The organism is Alicyclobacillus sacchari, from assembly GCF_004366795.1.
Taxonomy (GTDB): Bacteria; Bacillota; Bacilli; order Alicyclobacillales; family Alicyclobacillaceae; genus Alicyclobacillus; species Alicyclobacillus sacchari.
Genome location: NZ_SORF01000003.1, coordinates 230,384 through 252,246 on the forward strand (window position 1 = coordinate 230,384; position 21,863 = coordinate 252,246).

The following is a 21,863-nucleotide window of genomic DNA, read 5'->3' on the forward strand; positions in this document are numbered from 1 at the left end:
GCTATGCCAACAGAATGGCGACGACAGTCGCCACCGCGAGGCCACAGATAACCGGAATGAAGTTGCGCCTCGTCAGCTCCTCCGGATCGCACCCTGTCACGCCTGCAATGTCGAGCACACCCCATGGAACCAATGTGCCACCACCACTCCAGACGGATCCCATTTGCCCAAGCGCCGCAAGCACCGCGATGTTGGCACCAATAGGGGTGCCTAACGCCTGTGCCAACGTGCCTACGAGCACGAGACCTGAAAATCCAGAACCGTCGAGCCCAGCGATCACGCCGACGAGCACGATGATGATCGCCACCGGTGCAACGGAAAGCGGCACGTGTGCAGCCAATGCCTTGCCCAGATCGAGCAGAAAGCCTGGCGCCCCATTCCCCAAAATCTGCGGCGACACGTCTGGCGATCCCATGAAAAAGAACCCCGCAATTGGAATGACCGGCGCAAAGACGCGGATCGAAAAGATGAACCCATCTTGCAGGAAGGTCATCACGGCCGCCGGGGACTTCGTGCCATATTCCAAGATGGCAATGGCCAGAAACAAGAGCAATGCGACCCCGCCGATGAACGCAGTTGCGTCACCGCCCCGCAATGGCAGTAGGATGGTGGTCAGGATGGTCGCAAGGAAGGCGAGCGGTACAACAACGGCGGCGAATTTGGCAGCCAAACCGAACTCGGTTCGCACAGTTGCCACCTGTACTTCGCCAACCGAAAGCTTGCCGCGGCGCATATCGCGACGCAAAAACAAATACCCGAGCACTGTACTCACGATACCTGTTGCGAGTACCAACGGCACACTCGCCTGTAACACCGAAGTCACCGACACACCTGCGGCTGAACTTGTGAGCTTCGGAGCACCCTGAATGACGAAGTCTCCCGAGAGTGCAATGCCGTGTCCGAACAAATTCATCGTCATCGCGGCGCCAATCAGCGGTAATCCAGCGCGCATAGCAATAGGCGTCATGAGCGGCGCGACCATCATGGTGGCAGGCGTTGGCCAAACAAACAACGAGACAGCTCCCTTGATGAGACCTGTGCCCCAAAAGGCAACACCTGGCGTTTTGACAGAGTTGCGAAATGGACGGAGTAGCAGTTGATCCGCTCCGATGCGCTCCATCAAACGCAACAGCGCAACCATCAAACCAATGATGATGATGATCCCTAGCAGGTTGGTCGCGCTCGCCAAATTGGCGTTGTACAGCGTCTGCATACCTTTCACGAAACTGTGCGTGTACACCCAGCCGATGACGAACGTACCCAACACACAGATGGGTATGACGCCTTTGCGCAGGGCCATGCCGATGATAACGAGAACGACCACAGCGAGGTAAATCCAATGCGAAGGCGTAAGATGCATGCCATGCCCCCCCTAACCCCTATGGGCTATGTTGGGGCATCATATGGCGGGCTTTTGAACGGGGTGACGAGATACAGAAGAGCGTATGGTTGCAGACAGATCACGTGAACATGGCAGGCTGCTGATCCAGCAACCCGCCATGTCCTCGCCGCAGCTTTACCCGCAGCACAGCCTCTGTTCAATTAATACATGCCGTATCCGCCTGCACAGCTACAGCTGCTTGCAGCCACGCCGACAGCCGGTACCAGGAGGAAGAACAATACGAAGATAATCAAGAACACCACTGCCCAACGCGTGTATCCACCAAACGTACCCATGAACCAGTTCCCCTTTCGCGATAGGAATGGTCCATCGTACGTCCGCATTTCTCTTGGCACAACCGACAAAGGCCGTGACCATTCGCTCACCTACTTGCGAACTTGTCCGTCTCCGTGCACGACGTATTTGTAACTCGTCAATTCACGCAACCCCATCGGTCCGCGCGCATGCAGCTTTTGCGTCGAAATGCCAATCTCGGCGCCAAAGCCAAACTCAAAGCCATCCGTAAAGCGCGACGATGCGTTATGATACACCACAGCCGCATCGACGCGCTGTAAAAACTGCTCTGCGGCAACTTCGTCCTCCGTGATAATGACTTCCGAATGTGCCGTCCCGTAGCGCTCGATGTGCGCGATCGCGTCGTCAAGGGAATCGACGATGCGCACGGCGAGTGTCAGCGCCAGATATTCGGTCGCCCAGTCGGCTTCTGTCGCGTGTTGCACAAGATCCGCGAGTCCAACCGCTGCTAGCGCCGCATACGCGCGATCGCATACACGCAGTTCAACGCCGCTGGCGAGCAAGGTCCGCGCCGCTTCCGGAAGCCATTGCGCCGCCACATCTTTGTGCACGAGCAGCGTTTCAGCCGCGTTACACACGGATGGCCGTTGTATTTTCGCATTCACGATCACGGCTGTGGCCTTCGCAAAGTCAGCCGCCTTATCGACATAGACGTGGCAGTTCCCCACGCCAGTCTCAATGACCGGCACAATGGCATTCTCGACAACGCGCCGAATCAAACCTTCGCCACCGCGCGGTATCGCGAGATCGACCAACCCCCGCGCCCGAATTAACATGTCGACCGTTTCCCGCTCCGTCCGCTCGACGAGCAACACAGCATCCTGCGGCAACCCGGCCGCTGCCAACCCGCGATGTAGCGCCCGTACAATTGCCTGGTTGCTCTTCAAGGCCTCGCGGCCGCCGCGTAACACTGCGACATTGCCCGTTTTCACAGCCAATCCCGCCGCGTCGACCGTGACGTTTGGGCGGGCTTCGTAGATCATGGCGATAACGCCCATGGGCACGCGCACCTTCCGGATATCGAGGCCATTCGGACGCACGAAATGCTCCATCCGCTCTCCCACCGGATCGGGCAATTCGATCAGCGCGGCCAGCCCATCCACCATTTGCCGCACCCGCCGCTCATCGAGCGCCAGTCTGTCGATTCGCGCTTCCGGCTGGCCGGCCTCGCGAGCAGCCGCGACATCTTCCATATTCGCCGCGAGAATTGCGGCACATTCCGCCCACAGAGCCTTCCCCATCTCGCGCAGCGCTTCGTTCTTCTGTTTGGTCGATGCCACGAAAAGCGTTCGTTTCGCCCCTTGCGCGCGGCGCAACATCTCATGGACTGCCTCCTGCAGCGCCATCGCACTGCCACTCGGCGCCTCCGTCATCTCACATTCGCCCCCTTCACCAATACCATGTCATTGCGATGGACGACTTCGTGCACGTTGTGTAAATCCTCGCCAGCCCGGCGGCGCGCCAGTAAATCGTCGAGATCGCGAGCGGAAAAACTCGTAATGCCCTTGCCGACCGGTTCGCCCTTCATGCTTTGCAAGAGGACCACCGCTCCTTCCTGAAAGTCACCTTCGATCCGAACGATGCCAGGTACGAGCAAACTTCCACCAGCCGTCAATAATGCGCGCACCGCACCCTCATCGATCATCAACGAACCTTCTGGCTTGGGTGCATGCATCAGCCATGACTTGCGCAAGCTGACCGGCTGCGGCGACGCCAGAAACCGCGTCCCGACAGCTTCACCGGCCAAGACGCGACGCAAAACGTCCGGTGTCTCCGCGCTTGCAATCACCACTTCAACTCCGGCCCGCACCGCCGCCTTGGCAGCGATCAACTTCGTGCGCATGCCGCCAGTGCCAACCACGCTGCCAGCGCCTCCGGCCAATCGTTCGATCTCGTCGGTAACCTCCGCCACGACTTCAATTCGCTTCGCCGAAGGATCCGTGCGCGGATTTGCCGTGTACAGACCATCGATATCCGTCAGCAAAACGAGCCTATCCGCCTCCGACACCAAAGCCGCGAGGCCGGCGAGCGAATCGTTGTCACCAAACCGGATCTCCTCAACCGCCACCGTGTCGTTTTCGTTGATGATTGGCACAATGTCGTGGCGCAACAAAGCCTGAACAGTATTCCGAATGTGCACAAAACGCTTTCTATCTTCAACGTCCGCACGTGTCAACAGCAACTGGCCCACATGGAGCCCTTCCTTGGCAAACAATCGCTCGTACTCCTCCATGAGCGCCGTCTGCCCGACCGCCGCAGCCGCTTGCTTTTCGGGCATTGAGATGCGGGCGCGCTGCCATCCTAGCTTGCCTAGCCCCGCTGCGATCGCACCCGAAGACACCAACACCACGTGCCAGCCCCCTTCTCTATAGAGCGTGGCAATTTGCTTGACCAACCGCTCCATCTTCGCGATCGCCAAAACGCCGGAGCCATCAGTCAAGGAGCTCGATCCCACTTTCACGACGGCGCATTGCCGACGCCTTGTCCCGTTCGTCATTGAATGTTCGCCTCAACTTGTTTGAATTGCAGAGGGCTTCCTTGCCCCTATCTCCCTGTGCAGGGCAGAAACCTAGCGCGCGACCCGCGTGCATAGTTGGCCAAGCCCTTCAATCTCGCAGACGATCTCGTCGCCGGCATCCAACCACCGCTGTTCCGACATACCGAGAATAACCCCTTCCGGAGTCCCGGTATAAATCAAATCTCCAGGTTCCAGCGTCATGATCTGAGATAAATCGGAGATGATTTCTGCCACGCTGAAAATCATATCTACCGTCGAGGAATCTTGCCGTAGCTCGCCATTCACAAAGCAACGCAAGCGCAACGATTGCGGATCGTTGACTTCATCGGCAGTGACCAAGTAGGGTCCCAGTGGCGCAAACCCGTCAATCGCCTTACCATACAGCCATTGACTGTTGCGCATCTGCAAGTCGCGTGCACTGAGATCGTTGCCAACAGCGTAGCCGTATACGGCTTGTAACGCGTCGTCGACCGCAACGCGATGCACCCGCTGGCTAATGACAGCAACAAGTTCAACCTCATAGTCACATTGCTCCGCAACGGGTGGAATAAGCACAGTCTGCCGGTGGCCAGATAGACTATTCGAAAATTTGGTGAAATAGACTGGCGACACCGGGATGGGCATATTGGATTCTTCGGCATGTTTGCGATAATTGAGACCCACGCAGATGATCTTTCTCGGATTCAGAACAGGCGGCGCGAACACGACATCCTCCAACGGTATCGTGACACCACCCTGTTCAGCCAGCTGCCGAAGTTGCTCTTTGGCCTGCTCGCCGCCAGCGATAAGCGCCACACTGTCCTCAGGTATCGTCTGCCCAAGCATGTGAGCCGTTGCAGTCACGTCAACGATTTCATCGCCGCGGACAAGCCCCAGATGAAGTCTGCCATCTTGATAAAACGAACATAGTTTCATGCGTCTAGGCACCTCTTCTACAGTTCATGAGAGCGGACATTCGGTATACCATACCCTACAGAAACCACTATAGATTTTTCAGCCTAGTCTGTGCATCATGATATCTGTACCATTGTAGCAGAAGGCAGGCCCCAATGTCCCCTTCCGGGCTGTCAAACATCAAAGCAAAGGATTTGTTGACCGATGTCAGAAAGAAAGAGAATCACAAAGAAAGCGATTGCTGAACAACTAGGACTTTCGATCTCCACGGTGGATCGAGCGCTGAACGGACGGGGTGGTGTGAAACCAGAAACTTATCGGCGTATCATGGAAGCTGTCGAACAGCTTCAATATTCTGTCAACACGTCCGCGAGGCTACTGTCCAAAGGTCGCGATGTCACCATTGGCGTTGTTCTTCCCGAGTATCCTGCAGACTTCTGGGTGCAAATTGCACGCGGTGTCGAGGATGCCATTCTGGAACTACGCGATTTCGGTTTGCACGTTGAATGGATCTGCGTGTCAGACACTGATGAATCCAGCCAGAAAACTATTGCGGATTGGATTGCGAGTGGCAAACTAGATGGGCTTGCTCTTCCTGGAGGAAACTTGGATTACGTAAACGTCATCGATTCCGCTATCGACAAAGGGATTCCAGTCTGTACATTCAACATTGATGCCCCGAGTAGCAAGCGCTTATTTTATGTAGGCTGCGACTACGCCAATGCAGGCCGCCTAGCCGCAGAATTGATGGCAAAACTATTGCGTGGTCATGGAAAGGTTGCGCTTGTTACTGATTCCATGACTTCATTTCAATCACAACAAAAGATAATCGGCTTTCGGGAGGAGTTGTCCTATTATCCAGGTGTCAAACTGGTTGGACCACTCAAAATGGAATCGGAGGAACCTGAGTTATCCATACGCCATATGGAACATGATTTGTCTGCCGTTGATGGTATCTATGTGTCAAACGCGGAAGTACATAGCTTTGCCATATCACCGTTTGCAAACGACAAACTACTAATTGGCCACGATATGAGTCCTCACGTGCTACAGGACTTGCGTAGCGGATCCATTACCGCCGTCATTTGTCAAGATCCCTGGCGACAAGGCTACCTTCCGGTGAAAAAGCTATTTAAGTACATCACGCTTGGGGAAGACATCGCGAAAACAGCCTACATCACCCGATTGGAAATCGTGATGCGCGGGAACGCTTCATTCTACATCTGAATCGGTTACCGATTCCTGTCTAATCTCCACGCGTAGTTTGATGCACGTATATCAAATTATGTGCAAATGACCACTGCATATATTCAATGTTATTCTTTACATCACAGCACTTTCGACTTAGAATAAGTGCATTGACACCACTATTTTGTATGTAATCGGTTTCTTCGTGCTATTTGGACCCTTTACCCAACCGAAAGGGCGGTGATATTCAGCAATATATTGATGTACGTATATCATTTTATGAGGGATATGAATCAAAGTAAGGGGGAAGAACATGAAACGATATCTCGGTTTCACATCTGCTACTGTGGTTGCCACCCTCGTGCTTGCGACCGGTTGCGGATCGTCGACTAACACAACTTCGAACAACGGGTCTTCTGCGGGTGAAAGTGGGAACAACGGTCAAAAGGTCACTTTAGAGTTCTTGCAAAATAAACCGGAGGTCGTGAATGAGTGGAATAGTCTGATTAAAAGGTTTGAGCAACAGAACCCCAACATTCAGGTTAAGCAGATCAACCCACCGAACACAGACACCACACTTCAAGCCGATCTCGCCAAAGGCCAGGTGCCAGACATCGTCGCAATGGGCGCCGATGCAACGTTTATACAGATGGCGAAAAACGGTGTATTCAAAGATCTGTCAGGCTCCCCAGAGCTTCAAAAAGTGTCAAAAGCGTACGTGAATATGCTCGAGAACGAGGTAGGCAAGCCAACGCCGTACGCCATCCCGTATACGGTGAATGCGGTTCCAATCATCTATAACGTGGACCTGTTTAATAAATACCATCTGACCATCCCTAAGACATGGAATCAACTCATGTCCGAAGCGCAAAAAATTAAGCAGGAAGGTGGCACGCCATTCTACAACGGATTTAAAGATGCATGGACGATTGCCCCCATATGGAATGCATTATCTACCAACACAGAAGGTCCAAACTTCCTGAAGGACCTGGCTGCTGGAAAGACAACGTTCGTCAAGAGCGACGCAATAGCGGCCAATCAGCTGCGGCAATTTACAGCACTTGGGCAGCCAAACCAATTTGGTGTTGACTATAACGACGCCAACTCAGCATTTGCGAATGGTAAATCAGTCTTCTATGCGCAAGGCATTTGGACGCTACCCGTGATTCGATCCGACAATCCTAAGATTCAGCTCGGTACCTTCGTTGTACCAGTGACAAACGATCCGAGTCAGATCAAGATGGTATCCGGTGTCGATTCCCTACTTGCCGTGGCCAACTCGGGCAATGCGAGTAAAGAAGCAGCAGCGATGAAATTTATTGATTTCCTACTGCAGTCAAAGACCGCAGGGCAGTATGCAACTGTCGCGGGTCTGTTCTCCACAGTCAAGGGAGTCAAAAACACTGACCCAGCGCTTGCTCCGCTCCAACCCTACATCAACAGCGGGCGCGTTGTTGACTTTGACGATCACTACTACCCGGCAGCGATGGCTGCAGGCAATCAGTATGAATCGGTACTTCAGGGTGCTCTTTCAAAGAACCAATCTTCATCACAACTGTTACAACAGCTGGACAGCCTTTATCAATCGGCTGCGGCTCATCAATGATCTGTTGGCAAGCGGCTGCGGCTGCTTGCCAACACCTTAGGAGGTGATCCCGATTGAAATCACTACGCAACTCATTCGCATTTATTCTAATGACCGTGCCAATGGCTCTGCTATTTTTCTATTTCCATACTTGGCCGGCATTACATGGTATTTTCTTGAGTTTCACTGACTGGAATGGATTTGGCCCATACCATTTTATTGGTCTCCAAAACTATATGGATCTTTTACATGACAAACAGATCCGCCATGCATATGTCTTCACCTTCGAGTTCGCCATTGTCACAACCATCCTTGTCAATATCGTCAGCCTGCTGATTGCACTTGCATTAAACGCTAAAATCAAACTGTCCCGTACATTTCGCGCAGTATTTTTTCTCCCATATGTTTTGAGTACACTCATTGTTTCTTTCATTTTTAACTACCTGTTTTCAAACCTCATTCCCAACATCGCTCAGGCCCTGCACCTACCGGCTCTTGCCCAGAACATCCTTGGCACGCAGTGGGCTTGGGTTGGTATCGTGATCGTATCGGTGTGGCAAGGCGCCTCGTTCAATACACTACTTTATTTGGCCGGTCTGCAAACCATTCCAGAGGACGTCTATGAAGCGTCCAATATCGACGGGGCATCGGCATGGGTGACATTTTGGCGAATCACTTTCCCATTAATCATGCCCTTCTTCACCATCAACATGGTGTTGGCCGCCAAGAGCTATCTGCAGGTTTTTGACCAGGTCGTCGGCATGACCAACGGTGGTCCTGGAACCGCCACACAATCCAACACGTTCGTCATATACACGAACGGCTTCGGTGGCGGCGAACTTGCCTATCAATCCGCGAACGCTGTCGTTTTCTTGATCATCCTCGTTTGTGTCGCACTGATTCAAGTCCGTCTAACACGAGGGCGGGAGGTTCAATTCTAATGTTTGGGAGAACGAAGACGAATTGGGTTGCTATGATATTCTTAAGCATCGGATCGCTGTGCATTCTTTTTCCCATCTACATGGCGATTATGGTGTCGCTAAAAAATCCCCAAGAACTTGCACAGTCCGTTCTGGGCTTCCCAACACAAATCCACTGGGGTAATTTTCAGCAAGCTATGGCCGTCACTCACTACTTTCACACCTTCTTGAACAGCTTGTTCATTACTTTTTTTGCTGTCGTTCTGACAGTTCTCACGCACTCTATGGTCGCCTATGCCATCGCCCGCAATATGCAAAAGCGATTTTTCCGCTATCTCTACAACTATTTCTTCGCTGCAATGTTCGTACCTTTTCCTATTCTCATGCTGCCATTAGTTCGGCAAATGAGCCATCTCGGTTTGGCCGATCGCGTTGGGTTAATTATCCTGTATATTATTTATGGCATTTCTCAAAACGTCTTTCTCTATGTCGGCTACTTGAAATCGGTTCCGTTGGAACTTGAGGAGGCGGCGCTCGTCGACGGCGCAAATCGGTGGCGCATTTTTTGGAGTGTTGTCTTTCCACTTATGGCCCCCATGAATGCAACTGTTGCCATTTTAACAGGGTTATGGGCATGGAACGACTTTTTGTTACCACTCGTCATGCTGTCGAATCCTAACCAATACACATTGCCGCTGGTCCAGTATGCTTTTCAATCGCAATACAGCACTAACTATTCTTTGGCTTTTGCATCGTATCTCTTGGCGCTACTGCCGATGGTCATAGTGTATATCTTCTGCCAAAAGTGGATTGTGAACAACGTCACCAAAGGCGCCATCAAGTAATTCTTTACTAGGAGTGACCTACATGAAATTCAGCGACGGTAACTGGCTCACCCGAAAAGGCGTATCCGTACACGCCCCTGCACTCGTTCATGAAGCCGTAATCGAACATGATGCTATCACCTTATACGCCCCATGTAAGCCTATTCACCACCGCGGTGCCACACTGGATGGTCCTCTCTTGACCATACGCTTGTCCTCCCCAATGCCGGATGTGATTCGCGTACAGGTCCAGCACTTGAAGGGCATACGGAACCTTGGCCCCGCATTCACATTGCACGAGCAACCCAGAAACATTGAAGTCTTGGAAACGGGTGACCGCATCGAAATGACAAGTGGTTCCCTCAAAGTACAGGTACAACGCAACCCGTGGTCGATCGCGTTCTTCAACGAACATGGACAACTGACCAAAAGTGGAAACCGGGGTTTGGCGTATGTGCTGGACAACGGCGTTCCACACATGCGAGAACAACTGGGCCTTTCTGTCGGCGAGTGCGTGTATGGTCTTGGTGAGCGCTTTACTCCCTTTGTCAAAAACGGGCAGATTGTAGATATCTGGAATCGAGATGGTGGAACCAATTCGGAGCAGGCGTACAAGAACGTGCCATTCTACCTGACCAACCGTGGCTACGGGGTCTTTGTCAACCATCCTGAGCTCGTCTCCTACGAAGTCGGATCAGAACTTGTCTCGCGAGTACAGTTTAGCGTTGAAGGCGAATCGCTGGACTATTTCATCGTCAACGGACCCACACCGAAACAGGTACTTGAACGATATACATCGCTCACCGGGAAACCGGCGCTACCCCCCGCCTGGTCATTTGGATTGTGGCTGACAACGTCATTCACCACCAATTACGATGAACAGACGGTGAATCAGTTTGTTGACGGCATGGCAGAGCGAAACATTCCATTGCGAGTCTTTCACTTCGATTGCTTTTGGATGAAGGAATTCGAGTGGTGCAATTTCGAGTGGGATCGGCGAGTCTTCCCAGATCCTGAAGGCATGTTGGCGCGGTTGAAAGCAAAAGGCTTGAACATCTGCGTCTGGATCAATCCATACATTGCACAAAAGTCCCCATTGTTCGACGAAGCGGCCAACCTCGGGTACTTACTCAAACGCCCGAATGGGGACGTTTGGCAGTGGGATTTATGGCAAGCGGGTATGGGTATCGTCGATTTTACCCATCCTGGGGCACGGGCATGGTTTGCCGAAAAGTTGAAGCGCCTCATTGACATGGGAGTAGACTGCTTCAAAACGGACTTTGGCGAACGCATTCCCACGGACGTCGTCTATTACGATGGATCCGATCCACTGAAAATGCACAACTACTATACGCAAATATATAACCGTGTGGTTTTCGATACACTGAAGCAACACGTCGGTGAACGTGAAGCTGTTGTGTTCTCTCGATCCGCCACCGCAGGCGGCCAACAGTTCCCTGTGCACTGGGGCGGCGACTGTAGTGCGACGTACGAGTCGATGGCCGAGAGCCTGCGCGGTGGCTTGTCGCTCACGATGTCCGGATTCGGATTTTGGAGCCACGACATCGGAGGTTTCGAAGAGACATCCACCCCTGATCTCTATAAGCGGTGGACAGCATTTGGCTTACTGTCAAGCCACAGCCGACTGCACGGCAACGCCTCGTACCGGGTGCCCTGGATATACGACGATGAAGCCGTTGACGTCCTACGCCACTTCACGCAACTGAAATATCGCTTGATGCCGTATCTATACGCCGCTGCAGCGGAGGCAGCCAGCTCTGGCATTCCCGTCATGCGGGCCATGGTGCTGGAGTTTCCGGGCGATCCCGCTTGTGATTATCTCGATCGACAGTATATGCTTGGCCCAGCACTCATGGTGGCTCCGGTGTTCCAGGAAGACGGCTTCGTGTCCTATTACCTGCCGCACGGCACCTGGACACATCTGTTGAGCGGCGAAACCGTGTCAGGCGGATCGTGGCGGCGTGAGCAATACGACTACTTCAGCTTGCCGCTGTTTGTGCGCGAAAACGCAATCCTGCCGCTTGGTGCACGCTCAGATCGACCGGATTACGACTTTGCCGATGGCGTGGAATTTCACGTATTTGCGTTGCAGGATGGCCAATCAGCAACCTGTACATTGTACGGTACCGATGGCAACTTCGCAGGAACACTCGCAGTGCAGCGACATGGCAACGAGATCGAATTGACGCCCGCCCATCTCGAGAAGCCCTGGAGCGTCTGCCTGCGTGGCCGTCCAGGGCGGGCATCATCGGTCGTCGGCGGTACCGCTGAACAAACCGAACAAGGACTGCACATAATCCCCGATGCACCCCGGAACCCCATCAGGGTTCAGTTTCAACCATAACGCACGATCCCGACGATCGAATGCCTCATGAATCCGGCATCGTGAAAAGGCATTGCCTGGGTGACCCAGGCAATGCCTGAGTTCGTGATGAATGGAAAATCACCCGACGTCGTACCCTGCGTCCTCGATGGCCTCCTTCAGGTCCTCGAGCGTAACGATTGCATCATCGAAGGTCACCGTTGCCCGATTGTCCTCAAGACTGACATGCACGCCCGCAACGCCCTCAACTGCGCGGAGCGCTTTCGTTACAGAATTGACGCAACCCGAGCAGGTCATGCCTTTGACCGCGATCTCCGTGGTTGTAACCATCGCCGACACACTCCCTTTCTGACTTCTATTCTGATGAAGATTGGGCACTGTGAAGCACACGGTACAGCTTCAAGCATCATCCCCCTTCATCGCGAGTGTTGCACGTTTGAGCAAAAGGCTGTTGGAAACCACCGAAACAGAACTGAGCGCCATCGCTGCGCCCGCAATCATGGGACTGAACAGCCCCAAGGCAGCAAGGGGGACACCGAGCATGTTGTAGACAAATGCCCAAAACAGGTTCTGTCGGATCTTTCTCATCGTAATGCGGGAGAGCAAAATGGCATGCACGACGCCGTACATTTCGGATCGTACAAGCGCAATATCGGCAGCCTCAATGGCAATGTCCGCCCCTGTGCCCATCGCAATGCCCACATCCGCCGCTGCCAACGCAGGCGCATCGTTGATACCATCGCCGACCATGGCAACGACTCGCCCTTGCTGCTTCAATGCGCTGATTCTTTCCGCCTTATCTCCCGGCAGGACACCTGCAACAACCTGATGAATCCCAGCCTGACTGGCTACTGCGTTCGCTGTGCGAGCGTGATCGCCAGTCATCATCCACACATCGATGCCCATCTTCACGAGAGCCGCGACAGCCTGCTTGGCGTCCGTTTTGACCCGATCAGCGATGCCAATGGCGCCAGCAAACGATCCGTCGATTGCCACGCAGACAACCGTCTTCGCCTGCTCTTCCAAATGCGCAATCAGTCCCTGATCAATCCCGGAAACACCATGACCCGCCACCCATTGTGAATTGCCAACCACCACCTGGTGCATCTCGACCATACCCATGATCCCCTGTCCCGGGATTGCTGTCATACCCGTTGTCGTGGGATAGTCGATCCCCCGCTCATCCGCATAATGCGTGACAGCTCGTGCGAGCACATGTTCACTTTGCGCTTCCAGCGCCGCGACGAAGCGTATCATCGTGACCTCGTCCACTCCGTCTGCGACCACGACATCCGTAACAACCGGTTTGCCCTCCGTGATGGTTCCCGTTTTATCGAACACAATCGTACTCACTTGATGCGCAAGTTCCAGATACTCTCCACCCTTGATTAAAATCCCTCGCTCGGCTCCAAGCCCCGTTCCCACCATCAGCGCAGTGGGCGTGGCGAGGCCCAGTGAACAAGGGCAGGCAATGACCAACACCGCTACGGCCGTCAGGAGGGCATGACTCCACGTCCCGAAGAAGCCCCATACGAGAAACGTGACAACCGCAATGCTTAACACGATGGGTACAAACACACCAGATATTTTGTCAGCCAGTCTCTGCACCGGCGCTTTCGATCCCTGTGCCTGATCGACCAAACGTATCACCTGGGCCAGTGCTGTGTCCGAACCTACCCGTGTCACTCGCATGGAAAAGGCGCTCATTTGATTCACCGTAGCGCCATACACCTGTTCTCCCGCAGCCTTGTTGACCGGTACAGGCTCCCCGGTCAGGAAAGACTCGTCAATGGCAGCAGGGCCCTGGACGATGACGCCGTCTGCCGGCACTTTCTCGCCCGGCCGCACACGTACGACGTCACCCACTTGCAATTGCGCAACCGGCACGTCTACCTCCATACCATCGCGAACAACATGCGCCTCTTTCGCCGCAAGACTGGTCAATGAGGAAACGGCATCATTTGACTGCTGTTTGGCCCGCGTCTCCAGCAATTTACCCATAAAAATGAGCGTGATAACCGTTGCTGAACTATCGAAGTAGGTTTCCGTATGGCCTAATACGGTGAGAACGGCACTGTATAGATAAGCCGCCGTGGTTCCTAAAGCGACCAGTACGTCCATGTTGGCGGCACCGCCGCGAAGAGAATGGTATGCGCCTCGGTAAAACCTCCAGCCGACGAAGAATTGGACGGGCGTCGCGAGAACCCAACTCACCCAATTGGCCAAGAAGGCATGCGATCCAAACAGCATGACGAACATTTGCACGACAATTGGCAGTGTCAACACGACAGATCCCCACATCGTATAGACGTCGCGACGATACGCTCGCTCTTTTCGCAGTCGTTCATCTTCCTCGTTGACGTCGCGAAGCACCCGAGCGCCATACCCAGCCTTTTCGATACGCGAGATAATGCCCTGTTCATCGATAAGACCAGGAACGAATGTAACCGTTCCCTTCTCTGACGCAAGGTTGACCTCAACCGATTCCACGCCGTCGGTACGTCCGACCACTTTCTCAATCCGCGCCGCACAGGCGGCACAGGTCATACCGTCAATTTTCAATACCGCCACTTTGGTCGGAACGGCATGCATGGTCAGACCGTCTTCCCTCGTTCCGCGCAAATCAATCCCTCCTCTCGGCAGCATGGGTCCTATTGGGTGACCTGCGATTGGGATGATCATCCCTTTGTAAACTGCCTGATGACCTCCATCAACTCGTCGATTTTCTCGTTTTCTGATGCACGATGATGGATGGCGTCTGCCACACATCCCCGGGTGTGAGCGTCAAGAATCGATAGCGCGACTTTGTGCGTCGCATTCTTTATCGCCGCCAGTTGCGTCAGCAGCTCCACACAATATCGATCTTCCTCAATCATCTTCTGCACGCCACGCACTTGCCCTTCGATTCGGCGCAAGCGTGTGAGTAGATCAGTTTTATTCTTTGCATAAGGATGGCTCATTCGCCTCACCTCGTTCCTGTATATAGGGTACCCCCGTACCGTATGAAAAGCAAATTCGATCGTTGCAGATTTTTGTTCAAGGTGAACCACATGGAACGCCATCACAAGCAAAGGCCGTGCCCAACGTCGACCGACGTCCGGCACGGCCCGTTGATCTGTGCTATCTCATGCTACCTTCAACGTCCATTTGCCGAGAGATACTGCATTTGATAAAAGTCGCCCCAAGACCACGGATTCGGCTGCGCACCCGTGACGCCAGAACGTTCAAGATAATAGGTCTCTCCGTAGAACAGCGGGATGGTATAGCCCTGTTGGATAAGTTGTGTCATCAACTTGGCCGCTGTAGAAGCCGAGGCAAACATGCTCGGACTGTTTTGATATTCAGCCTGCCACATGCGCCAATTCTTCACATCGGAAGACTCATTCTTGTCCCAGTATACCTGTACATCCAGGCTGCCTGTGTTGATGCCGCCCCCGCCCGAACCTTCCGAGTAAGGCGCAACGAATTTCCACGCCTGCACATAGGCTGCGTGTTTCGCACTCGCGGTCTTCGCTTGCTTCCACGTATCCACAATCTCATTCCACTGCTGTGTCAACGACAACGATCCTGGCGGATTCAGGATGGCGCGCCACTGTGCAGGCTGCTCGGACGTCCACTTATTGATATACGCAATGTCCGACTGCGCCGCAGTGACAAGCGCGGACCATTGACTCCACTGAACACCCTCATTTGGATTGTTCGGATCGCCATATTTCTTAATCGACGCTGGATCATACGGTGTGTTGTACCAAGGTAAGACGTGCTGCACAAATTGCAGAGAGTATCCATAGGTTCCCGGCCAGTAGATGCCTTGATCGCCACCAAGGTTCAACGACGAAGGATCCAAGTTGTTCGTGCCGCCAACCGCGACATTGTATCCTGGTTGAATATTCTTCTGCGGGCCACCGTAAGTCATATTACCCCAATCCGTGGAGTTGAGCTGGACGATCTTCGTCTGAATGCCGAGGTTCTGTTGTAACTCCTCTTGTACTGCTTCCGCCACCGGTACCGACTGGGGGTTGGAACTTGGCACTTCGGCATACAGGTAAATGGTTGGAAGGCCTTTTCCGTTCGGGTATCCTGCCTTTGCCAACAATTGCTTGGCCGCGGCGATGTTGGTGGATAACCCACTCTCGTACTTACCGGTCGGCCAGCCAGGTACCGAGAACGTATTCGTGATCCCGCCCATGCCACCTAGCACGTCATTGACAATAGGCTGCCGATCAATGGCCATCTCAATCGCTTGACGAACTTCAGGTTTCTCCAGCGGGGAGGGCACGGCAGAGTTATCGTATTGCAAATACGTGATACCATAATCAGGTGCTTTGTGCATCTGCGATATGATTTGAGGATGCGTCTTGACATATTGCAAATCGGAGGTTGATCCAATGGTTGTCACATCAATCTTGTTGGCCATGAAGTCTTCAACCGGAACACTGGTGCCAGGAAGCACGTCGATCTCCTTCGCCGTTCCGTAGTTCACCTCTCCTGGGTGGCCCACATATTTCGGATTGCGCACCAGGATCAGCGGGCCGTTTACTTGGAATGACTTCACCGTATACGGTGCATCACTGACAAAGTATGGCGGCAAAAACCAATTCGTCGGGTGCGCCTTAGCCACTTGCTCGTTGATGGGCATCGAGCCGGCTTCGGCAAGATCCCCCAAGATGTAGTGAGGCGACGACGTGGTGATTTGAAGTGTATAATTATTGATGACCTTCAATCCAACAGCACTCGCCGGAACGGTACCTGCATGGTATGCGTACGAATTTTTTACGACGTTGAGTACGCTGAGCCACAACTGCCCATTCGGATTGGATGGAGTCATCTGGCGCATATAGGCATAATAGAAGTCTTGTGCCGTCACTGGCTGTCCGTTCGACCAGCGGGCGTCTTTTCGCAATGTAAAGGTCCACGTCAGGCCATTATTCGATAGCTTGTAACCAACAGCAATTTTGGGGACAATTTGGTTCTTCTGATTGTAACCATAGAGTCCTTCCATGATAGTGCCCTGATCGACGAGAATCTGTGCACCCCATTGAGACGGATCCAACGATGTCAGCGAGGTTCCTGTGGGTGCTGAAATGCGGACGACACCATTGCTCACACTCGCGTCAGAAGATATGCTCGCAGCGGGCACTTGCTTGGACGTCATCGGCACGCCGCCTTCTCCATCCCCGCGCGTGAACAAGACAACAACCCCTGTAGCCATCACGCCTACAGACAGTGCCAAACCCGCTGCTTTCTTGCGCGATATCGGCACAACGACCACCCCTTCTTGTGTTCTTCGCTGAGAATTCAACACCGCCCATATTGACACCGCTTTCATGCCAGCGCCATTCTTTGCGCAATCAAATGCCAGCTGCCGCCGTCAAACTGTGTTGCCAGAGCGGGTTGCAGTTGTTAAATGGAATTATAATCACGCCATTCGCGTTTGAGCCTAATGATTCTGACGCACGTCGGTATCATTTTGACATGTTTATATAATCTGCAAAGCCGTTTTCCGACTTGACAGACTAGATGGTGTCGACCATTCTGGTAATCAGTTGGGGTGCAACTTTCTGGCCACTTCTCCCCCAGAACGAAACCGCTTACGGACGGGGTGGTGCGATCTTGGATGTAAGTGATTTGTTTGAAATGCGCACACATGGAGATACGCTGTTTCACTTGCAGGTATACGATGTCGTCTTGACACGGGGACCCTACCAACAAACCGTGAATCTGCATTGGCATGCGGAAACCGAATTTGTACTGGTCACGGAAGGCACTGTGCGGTTCCGCGTAGGCCAACAGACATTTGACGCTGCCGCCGGCCAAGCCGTCCTTGTCAACGGTGAAGAACTACACAGCATGATCGCCCCGGACGGCGCCCCAAGCGTCTGCAAAGCAATCGTGTTCGATCTCGATTTCCTAAGCAGCTGTGGCTATGATCGCATACAGCACCAATTCATACAGCCGTTGATCGACAAGCAACAGCGCTTTCCTTCGCGAATCGAAGGGAAATCGCCATGGGAGCAGCAAATCATCAGTCATTTGCACGAGATCGTACACCTGTGCATCGAAAGAAGGTCAGGTTATGAAGTGTTTATCAAGGCATGCCTATATCGCGTGATCGGCGAATTGATCACCCATGACATGCTTTTCGGGAACGGTGGAACGCGATATCTGGATGATGAACGATCCACTCGCTTAAAGAAGGTTCTTACATATATCGATGACCACCTTGGTGAACGCCTGCGGCTCGAAGATTTAGCCGCGCAAGCACATATGAGCGAGGGGCACTTCTGCCGCTTTTTCAAAGAGATGACGCAACAAAAGCCCATGCAATATATCAACGAGCGGCGAGTGAACACGGCGGCGCGGTTGCTGAAAGACCCACATCGCAGCATCACATCAATCGGTTTGGAACTCGGGTTTCACGACGTAAGTTACTTTATCAAGGTGTTTCGTGCATATAAACATTGTACACCACTCGCTTATCGCAGACGCTTGCTCCAGAATACGAGCGAACTGAAACGCATACGTAAAGAAATGTGACATATCTGAATCATAGTTTCCAATCCGTTGACGTAGGAGTGAAGACGATGGCGCGTTATCCCTTGATCAATCGCAACATTCGCGGTTTCTTACACGGCGGTGACTACAATCCAGAACAATGGCTGGATAGCCCTGACATCCTCGAGCAAGACATTCAGCTGATGCAACAAGCGGGTTGTAACGTGGTCTCCATCGGGATTTTTGCATGGGCTGCCCTGGAACCTGAAGAAGGCATGTTTCAGTTCGAGTGGCTGGACGGAATTCTTGACCGCTTGGCTGCAAACGGCATCTTTGCCCTCCTCGCCACACCCAGTGGCGCAAGGCCAGCCTGGATGTCTGCAAAATACCCCGAGGTATTGCGCGTCCAGGCAAACCGGCAACGCAATCTGCATGGCCAACGGCACAACCACTGCCCGACCTCCCCGGTCTACCGACAGAAAGTTCGCGAGATGAACCATCGTTTAGCGGAACGCTATTCGTTTCATCCGGCCATCATTGGCTGGCATGTGTCGAACGAGTACGGAGGCGAATGTCATTGTCCACTTTGCCAAGATGCATTTCGGGCGTGGCTAAAACAGCGCTACGGATCGCTTGAACGACTGAATCGAGCTTGGTGGACGACGTTTTGGAGCCACACGTACTCCGATTGGTCGCAAATCGAATCGCCTGCGCCCCATGGCGAAAACCAGATTCACGGATTGAATTTGGATTGGAAGCGCTTTGTCACAGCGCAAACGGTGGATTTCTGTCGGCATGAAATCGCACCCTTGAAACAGGTGAACCCTCAGCTCCCAGTGACGACCAACTTTATGGGCACCTATCCTGGCCTCGATTACTGGCAATTCCGTGACGTCCTCGACATCATTTCGTGGGATAGCTATCCGCTTTGGCATCGCGATCGAACGCTGGTCGATGAAGCCATGCGCACTGCGATGATCCACGATTTGAATCGCTCACTCGGCGGCGGCAAGCCCTTTCTGCTCATGGAGAGCACGCCGAGCGTGACCAACTGGCAACCGGTAAGCAAATTGAAGCGCCCCGGCGTACACGTGCTCACATCTCTGCAAGCAGTGGCTCATGGCGCCGATTCTGTACAGTACTTCCAGTGGCGCAAAAGCCGAGGATCGTCCGAGAAGCTGCACGGCGCTGTGGTCGATCACGTTGGCACCGCAAATACACGAACTTTCCGCGACGTAACAGACGTGGGTGATATGTTGCAGAAGATTGGCGAAGTCGCGGGAACGAGCCCAGAACCGAAGGCCGCTATCATCTTCGATTGGGAAAATCGTTGGGCGATTGAAGATGCTAAAGGTCCGCGCAACATTGGCATGCATTATGAACAGACGGTCATGGCTCACTATCGGAGCCTTTGGGAGTTACAAATTCCGGTCGACGTCATCAACATGGACTGCGATTTCTCCCGTTACAAATTGGTGGTGGCACCCATGCTGTATATGCTGCGCCCGGGTGTGGCGGATCGACTGCGGGCCTTTGTGCACGCGGGCGGTACGTTCGTGACGACGTATTGGTCGGGGATAGCCGACGAGAATGACCTCTGCTTTCTAGGAGGATTTCCCGGGCCGCTGCGCGATGTCTTAGGTATCTGGTCCGAGGAAATCGATGCCTTATACGACGGCGAGTCGAATCGAGTCGAAAGTTGCCCGGGCAATATCCTAGGCCTTTCCGGATCGTACAAGGCATACGAGTTGTGTGACTTGATTCACGCGGAAAACGCCGATGTCGTGGCAACGTATCAAGAGGATTTTTATGCGGATCGACCGGCGGTGACGGCCAACCGGTTCGGTGAGGGTATGGCGTATTATGTAGCGGCGCGACTGGAAGATGCATTCCAACACGACTTCTTCCAATTGATAGCGAGGGAATGCGGACTCGAGCCTGTCGTTCGCTCGCAACTGCCCGCTGGAGTGAGCGCACAGGTGCGAACGGACGGAACAGTAGACTACGTGTTCCTGATGAACTTTACGCCCGTTGCAGCGAGTGTTCAGTTGGACGACAAGGCGTACGAACCGTTGTATGGTGAAATACCACACGACGGCCGTGTCACGCTGGCTGGATATGGCGTCTCCGTGCTCAAACGGCCACACGAAAAGAACCAATAGTTGGGCCCCATATCGACAAGACTCAGATGTCCGTAAACCGTTCCAACTCGTTGTACGCCGGGATGCCGTGGGCGACAATGTCGAGACCTTCCTCTTCCGTGTCGATCGCGACACGCAGGCCGAAGGTACGTTTCAATGCAAAACCAATGGCGAGCGAGGTGAACAGCCCCCAACCGGCGTACACGAGACAGCCGAGCATCTGTACCAACAGCAGCCGGAGCGATCCCGTCGTCAATAGCCCATGCCCAGTATCGAACAGACCAACGGCAAACGTCCCAAGCACGCCGCCTGCACCATGTACGGCGAAGGCGCCGACGGGATCGTCCACCTTCCACGTGTCCAGCCAGCCCGTCGCGAACACGACAAGGATACCTGCGGCCAAACCAATCACGATGGCAGCCCAATGGTCTACGTATGCACAGCCGGCCGTGATCGCGACGAGACCGGCCAAGACACCGTTGATGGTCATGCTGGGATCCGCGACCTTGAACTTTACCATCGTCAGCAGGATGGCAGAGACCCCGCCGGCGGCGGCGGCGAGGACCGTATTGAGCGCGATGCTCGAAAGAAGTGCGTTGAAGGCAGTCAATGTGCTCCCTGCATTGAAACCGATCCAGCCGAAGCAAAGAATAAAAGCCCCGGCTGAAGCAAGCGGGATGTTGCTCGGCGCAAAGACGTTTACGCTGCCGTCTGCGTTAAATCGCTGGCTGCGCGGCCCGACCGTGTATGCGAATCCAAGCGCCATAAACCCGCCCATCGCGTGAATGGCAGCCGATCCGGCAAAGTCCTCCATGCCCAAGTTCGCCAACCAGCCATGCTGCCCCCAAACCCAGTGGCCCGAAATAGGATAGACCAATGCACAGACGAATATGACGATCACGACATACGCCGAAAACTTCATCCGCTCCGCGACCGCCCCGGAAATGATGGAAGCCGTGGCAATAGCAAAGCCAATCTCAAAAAGGACGAACGCAGCCTGCGGCAGGTGATCTGGCGCAATCAGGCTGCCGAAGCCAATCAGATGAGCGTGATCGCGCCCGAACAAGAAATGGACGCCCACCAGATAAAACGCAAGTACTCCAAAGGTGAGATCGACAAACACTTTCATCGTTACGTTGACCGCATTCTTGGTGCGTACGAAACCCGCCTCGAGCAGGCTGAATCCACCCTCCATGAAGAGAACCAGGCCGGCGGCCAGTACCACCCAGATGGCGTTGAGCGCGGTTTGTACAGACAA

The 21,863-nt window shown here is 53.6% G+C and carries 17 protein-coding genes; 7 read left to right on the forward strand and 10 right to left on the reverse strand.

All coding sequences use genetic code 11. The features are described 5' to 3' along the window. Position 1: 1 nt before the first annotated feature. The 5 genes from C7445_RS04795 to C7445_RS04810 all read right to left on the reverse strand — a co-directional run bounded on the left by C7445_RS04795 (position 2) and on the right by C7445_RS04810 (position 5,129). Positions 2–1,360 carry a hypothetical protein gene (locus tag C7445_RS04795; RefSeq protein WP_134158893.1) on the reverse strand — a complete coding sequence of 453 codons (1,359 nt, stop codon included), beginning with the start codon at positions 1,358–1,360 and terminating at the stop codon, positions 2–4. Positions 1,361–1,542: 182 nt separating this feature from the next. Next, positions 1,543–1,677 carry a hypothetical protein gene (locus tag C7445_RS14885; protein ID WP_272942619.1) on the reverse strand — a complete coding sequence of 45 codons (135 nt, stop codon included), beginning with the start codon at positions 1,675–1,677 and terminating at the stop codon, positions 1,543–1,545. 90 nt (positions 1,678–1,767) lie between these two features. Then, entirely contained in the window at positions 1,768–3,069 is a 1,302-nt protein-coding gene (locus C7445_RS04800) for a glutamate-5-semialdehyde dehydrogenase (RefSeq protein WP_134158894.1), read from the reverse strand. Next, entirely contained in the window at positions 3,066–4,193 is a 1,128-nt protein-coding gene (gene proB / locus C7445_RS04805) for a glutamate 5-kinase (protein WP_134158895.1), read from the reverse strand. Before proB ends, C7445_RS04800 begins: the two co-directional genes overlap by 4 nt. Before the next feature lie 72 nt (positions 4,194–4,265). Beyond that, a complete protein-coding gene (locus C7445_RS04810; RefSeq protein ID WP_134158896.1) occupies positions 4,266–5,129 on the reverse strand; it encodes a fumarylacetoacetate hydrolase family protein in 864 nt (287 codons plus the stop codon). A gap of 183 nt (positions 5,130–5,312) precedes the next feature. Between C7445_RS04810 and C7445_RS04815 the strand changes: the two genes are divergently transcribed. The 5 genes from C7445_RS04815 to yicI all read left to right on the forward strand — a co-directional run bounded on the left by C7445_RS04815 (position 5,313) and on the right by yicI (position 11,990). Then, on the forward strand, positions 5,313–6,335 hold the full coding sequence (locus C7445_RS04815) for a LacI family DNA-binding transcriptional regulator (RefSeq protein ID WP_134158897.1): 1,023 nt from the start codon (positions 5,313–5,315) through the stop codon (positions 6,333–6,335). A 274-nt stretch (positions 6,336–6,609) separates the two neighbouring features. Next, the gene (locus C7445_RS04820) at positions 6,610–7,902 is read left to right on the forward strand and encodes an ABC transporter substrate-binding protein (protein ID WP_134158898.1); all 1,293 of its coding nucleotides are present in this window, start codon (positions 6,610–6,612) and stop codon (positions 7,900–7,902) included. A gap of 89 nt (positions 7,903–7,991) precedes the next feature. After that, positions 7,992–8,822: a carbohydrate ABC transporter permease gene (locus C7445_RS04825; protein ID WP_134158945.1), complete on the forward strand. Its 831-nt coding sequence runs from the start codon at positions 7,992–7,994 to the stop codon at positions 8,820–8,822. Beyond that, positions 8,822–9,646: a carbohydrate ABC transporter permease gene (locus tag C7445_RS04830; RefSeq protein ID WP_134158899.1), complete on the forward strand. Its 825-nt coding sequence runs from the start codon at positions 8,822–8,824 to the stop codon at positions 9,644–9,646. The genes C7445_RS04825 and C7445_RS04830 overlap by 1 nt, the downstream gene beginning before the upstream one ends. A gap of 22 nt (positions 9,647–9,668) precedes the next feature. Further along, complete coding sequence (yicI, locus tag C7445_RS04835) at positions 9,669–11,990, forward strand: alpha-xylosidase (RefSeq protein ID WP_134158900.1); 2,322 nt, start codon at positions 9,669–9,671, stop codon at positions 11,988–11,990. 99 nt (positions 11,991–12,089) lie between these two features. On the opposite strand, the gene C7445_RS04840 is transcribed toward yicI, so the two are convergent. The 4 genes from C7445_RS04840 to C7445_RS04855 all read right to left on the reverse strand — a co-directional run bounded on the left by C7445_RS04840 (position 12,090) and on the right by C7445_RS04855 (position 17,232). Continuing rightward, positions 12,090–12,299, reverse strand: a complete 210-nt coding sequence (locus C7445_RS04840; protein ID WP_134158901.1) for a heavy-metal-associated domain-containing protein — start codon at positions 12,297–12,299, stop codon at positions 12,090–12,092. Positions 12,300–12,368: 69 nt separating this feature from the next. Continuing rightward, the gene (locus tag C7445_RS04845; protein ID WP_243834950.1) at positions 12,369–14,591 is read right to left on the reverse strand and encodes a heavy metal translocating P-type ATPase; all 2,223 of its coding nucleotides are present in this window, start codon (positions 14,589–14,591) and stop codon (positions 12,369–12,371) included. 56 nt (positions 14,592–14,647) lie between these two features. Continuing rightward, positions 14,648–14,929, reverse strand: a complete 282-nt coding sequence (locus tag C7445_RS04850) for a metal-sensitive transcriptional regulator (protein ID WP_134158903.1) — start codon at positions 14,927–14,929, stop codon at positions 14,648–14,650. A 176-nt stretch (positions 14,930–15,105) separates the two neighbouring features. Beyond that, entirely contained in the window at positions 15,106–17,232 is a 2,127-nt protein-coding gene (locus C7445_RS04855; protein WP_341770523.1) for an ABC transporter substrate-binding protein, read from the reverse strand. A 350-nt stretch (positions 17,233–17,582) separates the two neighbouring features. Between C7445_RS04855 and C7445_RS04860 the strand changes: the two genes are divergently transcribed. Then, positions 17,583–18,506, forward strand: coding sequence for an AraC family transcriptional regulator (locus C7445_RS04860; RefSeq protein ID WP_243834951.1), 924 nt, complete (start codon positions 17,583–17,585; stop codon positions 18,504–18,506). Positions 18,507–18,553: 47 nt separating this feature from the next. Next, positions 18,554–20,626 carry a beta-galactosidase gene (locus C7445_RS04865; RefSeq protein WP_134158904.1) on the forward strand — a complete coding sequence of 691 codons (2,073 nt, stop codon included), beginning with the start codon at positions 18,554–18,556 and terminating at the stop codon, positions 20,624–20,626. Positions 20,627–20,648: 22 nt separating this feature from the next. Here the strand turns inward: C7445_RS04865 and C7445_RS04870 are convergent, their stop codons facing one another. Next, complete coding sequence (locus C7445_RS04870) at positions 20,649–21,863, reverse strand: ammonium transporter (RefSeq protein ID WP_134158948.1); 1,215 nt, start codon at positions 21,861–21,863, stop codon at positions 20,649–20,651.

What these genes read in the sequence shown, in the direction of transcription:
- C7445_RS04795 (WP_134158893.1), bottom strand. Translation starts at nt 1,360, where the DNA reads ATGCATCTTACGCCTTCGCATTGGATTTACCTCGCTGTGGTCGTTCTC.
- C7445_RS14885 (WP_272942619.1), bottom strand. Translation starts at nt 1,677, where the DNA reads ATGGGTACGTTTGGTGGATACACGCGTTGGGCAGTGGTGTTCTTGATT.
- C7445_RS04800 (WP_134158894.1), bottom strand. Translation starts at nt 3,069, where the DNA reads ATGACGGAGGCGCCGAGTGGCAGTGCGATGGCGCTGCAGGAGGCAGTC.
- proB (WP_134158895.1), bottom strand. Translation starts at nt 4,193, where the DNA reads ATGACGAACGGGACAAGGCGTCGGCAATGCGCCGTCGTGAAAGTGGGA.
- C7445_RS04810 (WP_134158896.1), bottom strand. Translation starts at nt 5,129, where the DNA reads ATGAAACTATGTTCGTTTTATCAAGATGGCAGACTTCATCTGGGGCTT.
- C7445_RS04815 (WP_134158897.1), top strand. Translation starts at nt 5,313, where the DNA reads ATGTCAGAAAGAAAGAGAATCACAAAGAAAGCGATTGCTGAACAACTA.
- C7445_RS04820 (WP_134158898.1), top strand. Translation starts at nt 6,610, where the DNA reads ATGAAACGATATCTCGGTTTCACATCTGCTACTGTGGTTGCCACCCTC.
- C7445_RS04825 (WP_134158945.1), top strand. Translation starts at nt 7,992, where the DNA reads ATGACCGTGCCAATGGCTCTGCTATTTTTCTATTTCCATACTTGGCCG.
- C7445_RS04830 (WP_134158899.1), top strand. Translation starts at nt 8,822, where the DNA reads ATGTTTGGGAGAACGAAGACGAATTGGGTTGCTATGATATTCTTAAGC.
- yicI (WP_134158900.1), top strand. Translation starts at nt 9,669, where the DNA reads ATGAAATTCAGCGACGGTAACTGGCTCACCCGAAAAGGCGTATCCGTA.
- C7445_RS04840 (WP_134158901.1), bottom strand. Translation starts at nt 12,299, where the DNA reads ATGGTTACAACCACGGAGATCGCGGTCAAAGGCATGACCTGCTCGGGT.
- C7445_RS04850 (WP_134158903.1), bottom strand. Translation starts at nt 14,929, where the DNA reads ATGAGCCATCCTTATGCAAAGAATAAAACTGATCTACTCACACGCTTG.
- C7445_RS04865 (WP_134158904.1), top strand. Translation starts at nt 18,554, where the DNA reads ATGGCGCGTTATCCCTTGATCAATCGCAACATTCGCGGTTTCTTACAC.